The organism is Gemmatimonadota bacterium (assembly GCA_009692115.1).
GTDB lineage: Bacteria > Gemmatimonadota > Gemmatimonadetes > Gemmatimonadales > GWC2-71-9 > SHZU01.
Map to the genome: position 1 here is coordinate 259,358 of SHZU01000001.1, position 12,560 is coordinate 271,917.

11 protein-coding genes are annotated in these 12,560 nt (G+C 66.6%); 7 read left to right on the forward strand and 4 right to left on the reverse strand.

Annotated elements, in window-relative coordinates; genetic code table 11:
* Nucleotides 1–13: 13 nt before the first annotated feature.
* From EXR94_01245 to EXR94_01260, 4 genes are read left to right on the forward strand one after another with little or no spacing between them, the layout of a single operon-like run.
* Nucleotides 14–1,549 carry an SDR family oxidoreductase gene (locus EXR94_01245; GenBank protein ID MSR01353.1) on the forward strand — a complete coding sequence of 512 codons (1,536 nt, stop codon included), beginning with the start codon at nucleotides 14–16 and terminating at the stop codon, nucleotides 1,547–1,549.
* Between the two features lie 11 nt (nucleotides 1,550–1,560).
* Nucleotides 1,561–1,947, forward strand: a complete 387-nt coding sequence (locus EXR94_01250) for a hypothetical protein (protein MSR01354.1) — start codon at nucleotides 1,561–1,563, stop codon at nucleotides 1,945–1,947.
* A 29-nt stretch (nucleotides 1,948–1,976) separates the two neighbouring features.
* The gene (locus EXR94_01255; protein MSR01355.1) at nucleotides 1,977–3,239 is read left to right on the forward strand and encodes a Zn-dependent hydrolase; all 1,263 of its coding nucleotides are present in this window, start codon (nucleotides 1,977–1,979) and stop codon (nucleotides 3,237–3,239) included.
* A 24-nt stretch (nucleotides 3,240–3,263) separates the two neighbouring features.
* Nucleotides 3,264–4,169, forward strand: a complete 906-nt coding sequence (locus EXR94_01260; GenBank protein ID MSR01356.1) for a pirin family protein — start codon at nucleotides 3,264–3,266, stop codon at nucleotides 4,167–4,169.
* Here EXR94_01260 and EXR94_01265 read toward each other — a convergent pair.
* Nucleotides 4,166–5,656: an MFS transporter gene (locus EXR94_01265; GenBank protein MSR01357.1), complete on the reverse strand. Its 1,491-nt coding sequence runs from the start codon at nucleotides 5,654–5,656 to the stop codon at nucleotides 4,166–4,168. The two genes, EXR94_01260 and EXR94_01265, sit on opposite strands and share 4 nt — an antisense overlap.
* Before the next feature lie 149 nt (nucleotides 5,657–5,805).
* On the opposite strand from EXR94_01265, the gene EXR94_01270 reads away from it, so the two are divergent.
* Nucleotides 5,806–6,483, forward strand: coding sequence for a hypothetical protein (locus EXR94_01270; protein ID MSR01358.1), 678 nt, complete (start codon nucleotides 5,806–5,808; stop codon nucleotides 6,481–6,483).
* On the opposite strand, the gene EXR94_01275 is transcribed toward EXR94_01270, so the two are convergent.
* Complete coding sequence (locus tag EXR94_01275) at nucleotides 6,449–8,647, reverse strand: hypothetical protein (protein MSR01359.1); 2,199 nt, start codon at nucleotides 8,645–8,647, stop codon at nucleotides 6,449–6,451. The two genes, EXR94_01270 and EXR94_01275, sit on opposite strands and share 35 nt — an antisense overlap.
* Nucleotides 8,648–8,773: 126 nt before the next feature.
* Between EXR94_01275 and EXR94_01280 the strand changes: the two genes are divergently transcribed.
* The gene (locus EXR94_01280; GenBank protein MSR01360.1) at nucleotides 8,774–9,148 is read left to right on the forward strand and encodes a hypothetical protein; all 375 of its coding nucleotides are present in this window, start codon (nucleotides 8,774–8,776) and stop codon (nucleotides 9,146–9,148) included.
* Here the strand turns inward: EXR94_01280 and EXR94_01285 are convergent, their stop codons facing one another.
* Nucleotides 9,149–10,339: a divalent metal cation transporter gene (locus tag EXR94_01285; GenBank protein MSR01361.1), complete on the reverse strand. Its 1,191-nt coding sequence runs from the start codon at nucleotides 10,337–10,339 to the stop codon at nucleotides 9,149–9,151.
* Nucleotides 10,340–10,374: 35 nt separating this feature from the next.
* Between EXR94_01285 and EXR94_01290 the strand changes: the two genes are divergently transcribed.
* Nucleotides 10,375–11,697, forward strand: a complete 1,323-nt coding sequence (locus tag EXR94_01290; protein ID MSR01362.1) for an NADP oxidoreductase — start codon at nucleotides 10,375–10,377, stop codon at nucleotides 11,695–11,697.
* Here EXR94_01290 and EXR94_01295 read toward each other — a convergent pair.
* Complete coding sequence (locus EXR94_01295; protein MSR01363.1) at nucleotides 11,694–12,551, reverse strand: DUF1460 domain-containing protein; 858 nt, start codon at nucleotides 12,549–12,551, stop codon at nucleotides 11,694–11,696. The two genes, EXR94_01290 and EXR94_01295, sit on opposite strands and share 4 nt — an antisense overlap.
* Between the last annotated feature and the right edge of the window lie 9 nt (nucleotides 12,552–12,560).

The window sequence follows — 12,560 nt, forward strand, 5'->3', positions numbered from 1 at the left end:
TATTTTGCCGCCCATGAATGAAGCCGCAACCCTCCTGGAGCGGACGATCGCCGCCACCGAATTCCTCGAAGCCATTATCGACAACCGGGCCCTGCTGGCCGAGGTGCCGGTCGAGGAACGGGTCCGCCTCCTCAAGGCCGCCGGGATGGTTTCCCGGCCCGACGCCCTCGCCCGCCGCCGGGTGGTCAAGGCCGCCCGCGTCGATCGTCGGGCCGCGAAGGTGCACCGGATCGAGAGCGTCCTGGCTGAAACTGGCATCCGGAAACTCCGCCGCGAAACCGTGTTCACCACCCCGAACGTCTTTCCACCGTCCGACTTCGAACAGCAGGACGTTCCCGAGCCCGAGTTCCGCGAAGCCTCCGAGCCCCAGCACTGCTACATCTGCAAGCAGGATTTCTCGGCCATCCACCACTTCTACGATCAGATGTGCCCCGAGTGCGCCGAGATGAACTTCCGGAAACGCACCGAACTGGCCGACCTCACCGGGCGGGTGGCCCTGTTGACCGGCGGGCGGGTCAAGATCGGCTACCAAGCCGGTATCAAGTTGCTCCGCTGCGGCGCCCGGCTGATCGTTACCACCCGCTTCCCGCGCGACTCGGCCGCCCGGTACGCCCGCGAACCGGATTTCGGAACATGGGGACACCGGCTCCAGATCTACGGGCTCGATCTCCGGCACACGCCGAGCGTCGAGGCGTTCTGCCATCAACTGGTGACGACCGAAGACCGGCTCGATTTCATCATCAACAACGCCTGCCAAACCGTGCGCCGTCCGCCCGAGTTCTACGAGCACATGATGGAGGGCGAAGCCGCCTCGCTGGCCGGCATGCCCGAACCGGCTCGCAAGCTGTTAGGCGCCTACGAGGGCCTCCGGGGCTATCACATGCTGCCCGAGGCGAGCGCGGTGCCGGCGCCGCTCGGCCGGCCCCTGGCCGGGATCGCGGGTCTGACCCATTCGGCGGAGCTCTCCCAGGTCCGCCTGTTGCCCGAGGAACAGGCGGCTCAGCAGGCGCTGTTCCCGGTGGGCCGCCTCGACCAAGACCTCCAGCAGGTCGACCTTCGCGATCGGAACTCCTGGCGCCTGCTCATGGCGGAGGTGCCCTCGGTCGAGTTGCTCGAGGTGCAGTTGGTCAACGCCGTGGCGCCGTTCATCCTGAACGCCCGGCTCAAGCCGCTGATGCTCCGGACCGCCAACCGCGACAAGCACATCGTCAACGTGTCCGCGGTCGAAGGCCAGTTCTACCGCCGGTTCAAGACCACCCGGCACCCCCACACCAACATGGCCAAGGCCGCGCTCAACATGATGACCCGCACCTCGGCCACCGATTACCAGGCCGACGGGATCCACATGAATAGCGTCGACACCGGGTGGGTGACCGACGAAGACCCCGAGGAACTCGCGGCCCGGAAGGTGGCCGAGCACCGGTTCCATCCCCCGCTCGACATCGTCGACGGCGCGGCCCGGATCGTCGACCCGATCATTTCCGGAATCAACACGGGTGAACACATTTGGGGTAAGTTTCTGAAAGACTACGTCCCGACCGACTGGTAAGGAGCCGACCCATGACCAAGTCCGCCCAATCCCTGTTCTTCTTCGCGCTGTATCTCTTCGGCCTTGGCGCCATTCTCTTGGTCGCCCCCAATTGGCTGCTCGGGCTGTTCGATATCCCCCCAACCACCGAGGTCTGGATCCGGATCGTCGGGATGTTGGTGCTGTTTCTCGGGGTCTACTACGTGAGCGCCGCCCGGGCCAATTTCCTGCCCATGCTCGAGGCGTCGGTCCGGGTCCGAGTGGCGGTACCACTCTTCTTCGGCGCCTTCGTCGCCCTGGGATGGGCCCCGTCGTCGTTGTTGTTGTTCGGCGGCGTCGATTTGGCCGGCGCCGTCTGGACCTACCTCACGCTCCGGAGCGAACTCGGATCCGACGCGCCGAACGGCAAACCCGCGTGAACCGGCGCCGGTTCCTGAGCCACACGGCGATGCTGGCCGCCCTCCCGCGGTCCGGCTTTGGCCGGCGCACCGCCCCGCTCCACGTGAACGGCGCCCGGCTGAACGACGCGCTCACGCGGTTCGACGCCATTGGCCGGACCGCCGGCGGCATCAACCGGGTAGCCTACTCCGAGGCCGATGGCGCCGGGCGGGCCTTTACCCTCGACCTCTTCCGGCAGGCCGGGCTCACCCCCCGGCTCGACGCGGCCGGTAACATCCTCGGCCGGATCGAGGGGAGCGATCGGTCACTGCCGCCGATCCTGATCGGGTCGCATGTCGATTCGGTTCCCGATGGCGGCAACTTCGATGGCCCGGTCGGTTCGTTTGGCGCCATCGAGGTTGCCCGGTGTCTCCGTGAGCAGGGCGTCAGGCTCCGCCACCCGCTCGAGGTCGTGGTCTGGCAGAACGAAGAAGGCGGCACCATCGGCAGCAAGCTCGCCATCGGGGCTTTGGCCGAGGCCGACCTCGATAAAGTGGCCCGGTCCGGCAAGACCATCCGCGACGGGATCGGGATCATTGGCGGGCAGTTGTCGAAGTTGGCGGAGGCCGTCCGGGCCCCGGGGAGCGTGGCCTGCTACCTCGAACTGCACATCGAGCAGGGCGGCTTGCTCGAAAAGGCCGGACTCCAGATCGGGGTGGTTCAGGGCATCGTCGGCCTCCGCTGGATCGAGGTGACCATCGACGGGCTTGCCAACCACGCCGGTGCCACTCCAATGGACCAGCGCCACGACGCCATGCTCGCGGCCGCCAAGTTCACGGTGGCCGTCAACGACGCCGTCACCGCCGAACCCGGCCGCCAAGTGGCCACGGTGGGGCGCCTCACGGCTTCGCCGAACACCACCAATGTGATTCCGGGACGGGTGGTCCTGACCGTCGACCTCCGGGACCTCGACCCCGCCCGGCTCTCCCGGTTCTTCGCCGCCTTCGAAACACTCGGCCGCGACATCGGCGCCGCCACCGGTACGACGTTCGCCTTCAAACACCTGGTGGACAGCGAACCGGCAATCGCCGATCCGCGGGTCATCCAGTGGATCGACGCGAGCGCCGGATCCCTCGGCTTGACCCGGCAGCCGATGCCGAGCGGGGCGGGCCACGACGCCCAGGAAATCGCCCGGATCGCCCCAATGGGGATGATCTTCGTGCCGAGCGTCGGCGGGATCAGCCACTCCCCGAGAGAGTTCACCAAACCAGACGATATCACCCGCGGGGCGGATGTCCTCCTCAACGCCGTCATCGCGGTCGACCGGCCCTAACAACCCGCGCGCAGAACACTCGCCATGTCGATCAGACCAGTGAAACGGATCATTCCCGCGGCCCCCACCATCGAGGGCGCGGGCGTGAAGCTCCACCGCGGGTTCGGGTTCGGCACGACCAACGAGTTTGACCCCTTCCTGTTGTTCGACGACTTCCGAAACGACCGACCGGGCGACTACGCCGCCGGTTTCCCCTGGCATCCCCATCGCGGCATCGAGACCATCACCTACGTCCTGGCCGGCACGGTCGACCACACCGACAGCCTTGGCAATCAAGGCTCCCTCGGCGCTGGGGACGTGCAGTGGATGACGGCCGGCAGCGGCATCCTCCATCAGGAAATGCCCCACGGCGACCCAGCCGGCCGGATGCACGGGTTTCAACTCTGGGCCAATTTGCCGTCGTCGCTCAAGATGACCGCCCCGCGCTATCAAGACGTGACCGCCCCCGACATCCCGGAAGTGACCGACGACGACGGGACCCGAGTCCGGGTGGTCTGCGGCGACTTCTGGGGAAAGCAGGGTCCGGTCGACGGCATCGCCGCCGAGCCGCGGTACCTCGACGTGTGGGTCCCGCCCGGCCGCCGGAAGGTCCTCCCGGTGGAAACCGAACGCCACGCGTTTGCCTATGTCTTCGAGGGGGCCGGCGGCTTCAAGGATGCCTCGGCGTCCCGCCCCGTCCTGACCGAGGACGGCGTCACGGAGCACAACGCCGAGTGGTCCACCACCGGCAATCGTTCGTTGGTCCTCTTCGATCGGGGTGATGAGGTGGTGGTTCAGGCCGGCGAGGCCGGCATCCGGTTCTTGCTGGTCTCGGGCAAACCCCTCGCCGAGCCGGTGGCCTGGTATGGTCCGATCGTGATGAACACCCAAGCGGAACTACGCGAGGCCCTGAGCGATCTCGAGCGCGGGACCTTCATCCGGTCTGCCTAACGGTTCGCAAACAACTGCGCGGCCTTGACCAGCGTGCTCCACACGCCCCACGCCAGCGGCCCACCGACGAACAGCCAGGCGGCGATGACCGGCCAGGTACTGGTCGGCGCCCGGGGGCCGTGGACCGTAGCGAGGCTCGGCCCGCCGACGTCATCCGGCTGATGGGGCAGGTAGTAGCGCGCCGCCACCGGACGCACGGCCAGGTTCGCCGCGAACCCAACCACCAGCAACCCCGCCATCACCACCATGGTGACGTTGTACGCCTGGGCCTTGGGAACGCCCCGATCGATCTGGTACTCCCGGAGATAGTTTACCAGCACCGGCCCGAGCACGCCCGCCGTTGACCAAGCGGTGAGCAAACGGCCATGGATCGCGCCGACGAACCGGGTCCCAAAAAGGTCCGAGAGATAGGCGGGAATCGTGGCGAAACCGCCGCCGTACATGGTCAGGATGACCGCAAAGCACGCCACGAAAAGCCCGATTCCGCCCCGCGCTCCAGCGGCCGGCACCGCCGCATAGAGTGCCGTCCCGAGCCCGAAGAAGATCGCGTAGGTCGGCTTCCGCCCAATTCGGTCCGAAAGCGACGACCAAAAAAATCGTCCCGCCATGTTGAAGAGGCTGAGTAGCCCGACAAACCCGGCGGCCGCGGCCGCGGTGATCTGACCGCCGAACACTTCCTGAATCATCGCGCTGGCCTGCCCCAGCACCCCGATGCCGGCCGTGACGTTGAGGCAAAGCACGATCCACAGCAACCAAAACACACGGGTCTTGATTGCGGTATCGGGATCGACATTCTCCTTGGTGATCGACCGGCGAGCCAAGCGGTCCGGGTCGAACCCCGCGGGAGTCCACCCCGGCGCCGGCAGCCGGAACAGGAGGGCGCCCACCGCCATCAATGCCGCGTAGCCGATGCCCAGCACGACGAACGTCTCGGCGACGCCCACCGAATCCGGGCCGGCAAACCGGCGCATCAACGCCGTCGAGAGGGGCGCCGCGATCATCGCGCCTCCCCCAAATCCCATGATCGCCATGCCGGTGGCCATGCCGCGGTGGTCAGGAAACCACTTGATCAGGGTCGAAACCGGCGTGATGTACCCAAGACCAAGCCCGCACCCGCCTACCACCCCGTACCCCAGCAAGACCAGCCAGAGCTGATGACTGGACACCCCGGCCGCGGCGATCAGGAAGCCGGCGCCCCAACAGCCGGCGGCGGCCAATCCGCTGGTCCTCGGACCGACCCGTTCCAGCCATCGACCGAACCTGGCCGCCGAGAGACCCAAGAACACGATGGCAAGCGTAAAGACCCACCCGAGTTGGGTCAGCTTCCAGTCTCCCGGGGCCGGCTCGGCAATCCCGAGGGCGTGCGACAGCGGGAGGTTGAAGACGCTGAACGCGTAAGCTTGGCCGATCGAGAGATGGATGGCCAAGGCGGCGGGGGGAATCAACCAGCGATTGAACCCCGGTGTGGCTTCGAGCTTGGATGGCATTAAAATAACAATCCTCGGGCCGATGACCGACCGTGAAACGAGAAGACCCCGCGCGCGGTTTGCATCGATGGCCGGCCCGATGCAACCATCCGGGGGTCCGGAGCATCCAATGACCGTTCCTCCACCGCTACCGTTAGGCCGAACCAACCATGCTGACTGCCGAGCCGAGCCGCCGCGCCGATCCCATTTTCGAAATTGAGGTTCGCCGCCTCACCAGCCGGTTGGCGGTCGGGCTCCTCCGTTCGCTCGGCGCAGCCCACCTGAACCGGATCGTGACACTGGCTGACCATGTCCGGGAGCAAATGTTGTCCGGTCCGCGTCCCGACAACGAACCAGCCCTAAGACTCGAGGTTCTCCGTCACGCCGACCAGTGGCTGGCCGAGCATGGTCCGGTCCGGTTCGCGTCACCCCTTGAAGCGACGCCAGATGACCTCCTGGAGGCCCTGCTCTGGAGCACCCACGGCGCGCTCCCGCCCCGGGTCTCGAATGCGGTGATCCTCCGGTCGCTCCTGGCCGTTCCCGTCACCGAGTCGGCCCAGATTCTCGGCATTCCCGCCCTCGACGTGAATCCGCTCGTCCACCGGGCGGTTCGCCGGGCTAAGGCGTTCGGGCTCGACGTTCGCCGGCCGGGGCCCCAAGAGTTACGCCGCGGCATCATGACCGCCAATTTGCGGCTCCGCGGCCTCGCCAACCGAATCGCCCGGTCAAGCGTTGGCCGGGCCCACCCGTTGGCGCAGCTTCTGATCGAGGAGTGGGTCGACCTCGTCCGGGGTGGCGGCCGGTCCTGGCGGATCAGCCGCCAGTGCCGAATTGCTTCGAGAACTTGACCACGAAGGACCGGGTCAACGGCTTGGTCCAGTCGAACACGCCGGGTCCTTCCTCGGCGTCGTTCAGCACGATAAACAAGCCGGTCCCGGCGGTATTGAGCCAACCGAACCGGACGTTGGCGCTGAACACCTGGGCCTGATTGGAATACTGAACCAGTGACTGGACGAAGATCCGCGGGGTGACAAAATAGCCGAGCCGAACCCCGGCGAGCGACCGAACGAAGTCTCCCTGGTCGAGATGAACGTCGTTGTAATCGACCAACAGTGACGCGGTCAGCGCTGCCTGCCGGACCGTAAGCGTTGCGGTGCCCCCGACCCGGCGTCCGTTGTAGAACCCGCCGGCTTCGATCCGGGTCAGCAGGGACACCGGGGCGCTCGGATTGGTCGAGAAATCCCAGCCGAGGCTGGTCCACCGGTACTTGCCGGCCGGCAACACGACATTCCGCGCGATCCGAAACGGCGCCAACAACCACTCCCGGAAGAAATTGAGTTCAGGTCCGATCCGTCCGCCGCCGGCGAATTCCGTCTCGCCGAAGTCGGCATGGATGTGCTCGGACTGCACCTCATTGTCGAATCCGAAAAAGCCTCGGTAATTGACGTGGGGCTGCCAGTAACGAAACGTCCGGCTCTTGATCGGCACCGTCCGGAACACCGAGAGGTCGTAGTACCGGTAGCCGGTCCGGTTGACGAACCCGACCTCCGGATTGAAGTCCTCGCCGACCTGGGTAAACCGGACGCTGTTGTTCCAGAGCCGGGTCTGATGTCCAAAGCGGACACTGTAGGCGCCGTCGCGCCCGGAGCGGCCGGGGGTCTCGGTCTTGGCGGCCCACCAGTCGATGGACAGGGGGTCATTGAGGGCAATCCGCCCATCGGCTCCAAAGGTCCGATTCCGGTCGTCCCCATTGCTGGTGGCAATCCGTTGGACCCCGATCAGCCCAATCCGGGAGCGACCCCATTCCCGGGACGCCCGGGCCACCGAATAAGAGTTGGCCGGCTGGCGCCCCGCCACGCTCTCGGTAAACAGCTGAATCATCCCAACCGTGAAGCTCCCCACCTTGCCGGTCAGCCGGCCGCCGCCGAGAATCGGCACGGGGCTGCCTAACGAGTCGATCCCGACCCTCCGGCTGAAGAACAGTTCGACGGCTTGCGGCGTGCCGGCCGAGAAGACGCCGGCATTCTCGAGGAAGAAGGGCCGTTTTTCCGGGAAGAACAGCGGGAACCTGGTCAGATTGGTCCGTTGCTCGTCGACTTCGACCTGGGCGAAGTCGGTGTTGTAGGTGGCATCGAGCGTGAGGCTGGGCGTCAGGCCGAACTTGGCGTCCGCACCCAACTCGATCGGGTATTGGGCGTCCGCCCCGGACACGAAGTTCTTCACCGCCGAACTGAGCACGTACGGCGAGAGGGTCGCGATCCGCTGGCTCGGCACCTCGAGGTTCTCCAGGATCCCCGCGCGTGACACCCGGTAGAGATTGTACTGGCGGGGAACGGCCGACCAAAACGACTCCTCGTTCCGCCGCCGAACGCTCCGCGCCAGGTTGAGGCCCCAGTTCTGGATCTTCGAACTGCCATACCGCAGCGTGGAGAACGGGATCCGGAACTCGGCGTACCAGCCGAGGCTATCGCGCGAGGTGGCCACCTTCCAGCTGGCGTCCCAATTGAGATTGAACCCCCCGGCCGAACCCGCCTGCGCTCGGGTTTGCCCCTGCTGAAACATGCCCCCACCCTCGCCCTCACGAACGACCTGCCCGTCGTGCTCGACCCCCGCCGGTGTGGTGGCGAACACGAACCCGTTTTGGCGATCGAGGTAGGTATCGAAGATCACCGCGAAGTAGTCGCTGTTGCTGAGCGTCACGTCGCGCAACCGCTCACCGGCCACGATCCCGCTCGCCTCCCGGTCGAACAACCAGGCGCCGATATAGAGCGCCTCCCCATCGGTCAGGAACCGAACCTCGGTTCGCTCGCTCGCCGGGTCGCCCTCAGCGGGATCGCGCTGAATGAACCCGGTTAGCGGTGAGCCGGACGCCCAGACCGCCTCGTCCAGCCGCCCATCGATGCTTGGCGCCTGGGTGATGCGGGTGCTGGTGGCCGTTCGCGGACCTTGGGCCGCGGCCGACGGGCCGAGGATGACCGCCAGCACGAGCAGGGATGAGGACATTCGAAGCATGGATGGCTGCGGCGTTGAAGGAGTTATTTGTATCCAAACTAGTCGACTGCGCAGGGAGACCCAACACCCCTCGCGCGATCCCCAATTGGGCGGTAGTATCGGAACCTTTAATTTCCGAGCCGATCCATGAGCCAGAGCTCCAATGCCGCCGCGGCATTTCTCAAGACGTTGCCCGGCGTGACCGTACGCCCCGAGTTTGGAACCGAGGCGTTCTTTGTCGGCCAGGCGCGGTTCGCCGCGTCGAGTCCTCGTGGCGTGGTCCTCCACTTGCCGCCGAGCGAGTTGCTGACGGCGCTCAAGGCGGGGATCGCGAAGCCGTTCGTCTCGGTGGGGGCCATGGGCAAAAACGGCTGGGTCGAGCTCAAGACCGCGGGCGTCGATCGGGTGGCTCTCGAATCGCTGCTGATCGCCTCGTGCAACGCGGCGAAGAACACCCACCGCCGTGTCATGCTCAAGCACCCGCGGGCGGCCCGCCGGGTTCGCCTCACCGCCAAATCCTGACTACCCCCTGAAGAGGGATGGCACCTGGGTCACCAGGGTGTACATCCCCAGCGCGAGCATCACCAGCGACACGAGGCCGCCGGCCGCCAGGAGCCAGGCCGGCTGGTTGGCAACCGATCGATACGGCTCCCGCCGGGATGCCACCAACATGGCGCCGAGGCCAAGCGGCAGGATCAATCCGTTGATGGCGCCGACCGCGAGCAGGATGCTGACCGGCCGGCCCACCCCGAGGAACACCAGCGTCGACACCGCGATGAACCCGGTGGTCAATCCGGTGGCGGACCGGTGCCACCGGGCGCTCAAGGTCGTCAGGAACGACACCGAGGTGTAGGCCGACCCAACTACCGAGGTAATGGCGGCGGCCCACATCACGACTCCGAAAAACCGATATCCCAAATCGCCGGCCGCGGCCTGGAATACCGACGCCGGCGGGTTGGCCGGATCGATGGCCGCCCCGGACGACACCACGCCTAACGCGCCGAGAAACAGCACGACCCGCATGACGGTGGCCACCCCGATGCCGAGCAGCGCGGCCCGGGTGGCCGCGGGGACGGCTGCGGGCCCGGTCAGGCCGGCGTCCACCAGCCGATGAGCGCCCGCAAAGGTGATGTAACCTCCGACCGTTCCGCCCACGATGGTCACGATGGCCAACGGATCGAGGGCGAGGGGTACGAAGGTCCGAACGATGGCCTCCCCGACGGGCGGCGCGGCCGCCACGGCGACATAGCAGGCCACGATCACCATCAGCCCGCCCAAGACTTGGGCAAACCGATCCATGGCCCGACCGGCGTCCTTGACCAGGAAGACCCCGATCGCGAGCGCTGCGCTCGCGACGGCCCCGACCCCGACGGGGATCCCGAACAGGACGTTCAAGCCAAGCCCCGCCCCCGCGACGTTTCCAATATTGAAGGCAAGTCCCCCAGCGGCCACCAGCACGCTGAGCGCGTGGCCGAGCCCCGGCGTCACTTGATTGGCCACCACCTGGGCCCGCTGGCCCGAACCCACCAACACCCGCCAGATATTAAGCTGCGCCACCAAGTCGAACAGCACCGACACCAGGATCGCAAACCCGAAGCTGGCTTTGAGCTGGGTCGTGAACACCGTGGTCTGGGTCAGGAATCCCGGACCAATGGCGGAGGTGGCCATCAGGAATGCCGCCCCGACCAAGGTCGAGCGGTTGGCTTTAGACATGGCGCCAAGGGTAACTCAGAGGATACCTTCTCGCTATGACAGCCATTCTCCGGGTCGCCATCGTCGGGGCCGGTCCGTCCGGCTTTTTTCTGGCCGAAAAGCTCCTCGGTCAAACCGACCGGCCGGTGGCGGTCGATCTCTACGAGCGGCTGCCGGTTCCCTACGGCCTGGTGCGCTTCGGCGTGGCGCCCGACCACGAAAAGATCAAGGCGGTCACCCGGAGCTTCGACAAAGTGGCCGGCCGGCCCGGCTTTCGGTTCTTCGGTAACGTCGAGATCGGGCGCCACCTCTCGGTCACTCAGCTTCGCGAAGCCTACGACGCCGTGGCGTTCACCACCGGCGCCCAATCGGACCGGCGGATGGGCATCCCGGGCGAGGATCTGGTCAATAGCCATGCGGCCACCGAATTCGTCGCGTGGTACAACGGCCATCCCGATTTCCGCGACCGGCACTTCAACCTCGACGCCGAAAGTGTCGCGGTCGTCGGAGTCGGCAACGTGGCGGTCGACGTGGCCCGAATCCTGTCACGCTCGCCCGACGAACTGGCCAAGACCGATATCGCCGACCACGCCTTGGAGGCGCTCTGCCACAGCAAGGTCAAGAACATCTATCTGTTAGGCCGACGGGGCCCCGCCCAGGCCGCATTCACGACCCCCGAGGTCAAGGAACTGGGTGAGATGGCCCTGGCCGATGCCGTGACCCTGCCCCGCGAAGTGGCGCTCGACCCGCTCTCGGCCGCCCAAGTGGCCGCCGACGAGGATGCCAGCGTCACTCGCAAGATCGAGGTCCTGACCCAGTTCGCCGAGCGCCCGCCGGCCGGCAAACCCAAATGCCTGACCCTCAGGTTCCTGGTGTCGCCCACGGAATTGATCAACGACGGCCATGGCAACGTGTCCGCCATCCGCCTGGCCCACAACCGGTTGGTCGAGAAGCACGGGGCAATCGCCGCCGAACCCACCGGCGAATCCGAGACCATTCCGGTCGGTCTGGTGTTCCGCTCGGTGGGCTACCGCGGCACCGCCATCCCCGGCCTCCCCTTCGACGAGAAGACCGGCACGGTCCCGAACCAGGGCGGCCGGGTATCCGAGGGCCTCTACGTGGCCGGCTGGATCAAACGCGGCCCGAGCGGCGTGATCGGCACCAACAAACCCGACGCCGCCGCCACCGCCGAAGCCATCTTGGCCGACTGCCCCTTCCCCAAGCCGCCGAGCGCCGAGCTCCTAGTGCCGAGTGCCGAGATCATCGATTGGGCCGCGTGGCAGCGGATCAACACCGCCGAAACCGCCCAAGGCAAAGCCGGCAACCGTCCCCGGGTCAAGCTCACGACCATCGAGGCGATGCTCAACGCGGCTCGCTAGCGCGGCCGGGCGACCATGATCCCGTCTTGGGTCGTGATCTTCTGAATTCGGTCGGCCAGCGGAAACTCGGAAATCTCGACGCTCCGGCCGACCAGCGGCGCGTGGAGCAACAACAGCCGGCCGTCCTTCCAGATGGCAAACCCGGTATGGGCCACATCGAGACCGGCAACGGTCGACGTCGCCGCGATCACATCACCATCCTGAATCGAATCGGCCACCGTCCCAATCCGGTCTTTGGGCAGGTAGATCCGGGGAGGCCGGACTGCGAGTCCGGTTTCGATGGCCCGGATCCGCTCCCAGATGGCGCTGTCGGCGAGTTGCCGGTAGGCGGTTCGGTGGGTCGACATGAAGTCGATCCGCTCGGGGTCGGTCACTCCGCCTAACCGGCCGGTTATCAAAGTCAGCCGGCCGCGGCGCTCGTTGTCGTCGAGCCATTCCGAGAAATAGTGGAGCCGGCTGTCGTAGCCTGCCAGCACCCCACTCCGGTAGCGCAGGTCGCGAAGGTATGCCTCGTAGCGGGCCCGGGCCGCGGCGGGGCGCCGGAGTATCGCGATGCCGTCATCCCGAATGAACCGGACCAGCGCCAGGGTGTTTTCCACGAAGGTGACGCAATCGAGTTCCCGCAGGTTGACCACGACCCGCTCCGGCCCCGGAACCTCGAGCGTGCCCGGCGTATATCGGGTCCCGACGAAGGTGGCCCCAAGCCGCGCGATGGCCGCGCCGACCGGCAGGGTGTCCAGGCGGTGCGCCACGCCCCACCGCACCTTAGACTCGAAGACTCTCCAGTCCCGAGCGGTCCAGCCCGGACCGGCCGCCAGGACCAAGGCCACCCCGGCGAACAGCGGGGCGATCATGACGTTGGG

Coding starts and splice junctions, on each gene's coding strand:
- EXR94_01245 (MSR01353.1), top strand. CDS start 14: ATGAATGAAGCCGCAACCCTCCTGGAGCGGACGATCGCCGCCACCGAA.
- EXR94_01250 (MSR01354.1), top strand. CDS start 1,561: ATGACCAAGTCCGCCCAATCCCTGTTCTTCTTCGCGCTGTATCTCTTC.
- EXR94_01255 (MSR01355.1), top strand. CDS start 1,977: ATGCTGGCCGCCCTCCCGCGGTCCGGCTTTGGCCGGCGCACCGCCCCG.
- EXR94_01260 (MSR01356.1), top strand. CDS start 3,264: ATGTCGATCAGACCAGTGAAACGGATCATTCCCGCGGCCCCCACCATC.
- EXR94_01265 (MSR01357.1), bottom strand. CDS start 5,656: ATGCCATCCAAGCTCGAAGCCACACCGGGGTTCAATCGCTGGTTGATT.
- EXR94_01270 (MSR01358.1), top strand. CDS start 5,806: ATGCTGACTGCCGAGCCGAGCCGCCGCGCCGATCCCATTTTCGAAATT.
- EXR94_01275 (MSR01359.1), bottom strand. CDS start 8,647: ATGCTTCGAATGTCCTCATCCCTGCTCGTGCTGGCGGTCATCCTCGGC.
- EXR94_01280 (MSR01360.1), top strand. CDS start 8,774: ATGAGCCAGAGCTCCAATGCCGCCGCGGCATTTCTCAAGACGTTGCCC.
- EXR94_01285 (MSR01361.1), bottom strand. CDS start 10,339: ATGTCTAAAGCCAACCGCTCGACCTTGGTCGGGGCGGCATTCCTGATG.
- EXR94_01290 (MSR01362.1), top strand. CDS start 10,375: ATGACAGCCATTCTCCGGGTCGCCATCGTCGGGGCCGGTCCGTCCGGC.
- EXR94_01295 (MSR01363.1), bottom strand. CDS start 12,551: ATGATCGCCCCGCTGTTCGCCGGGGTGGCCTTGGTCCTGGCGGCCGGT.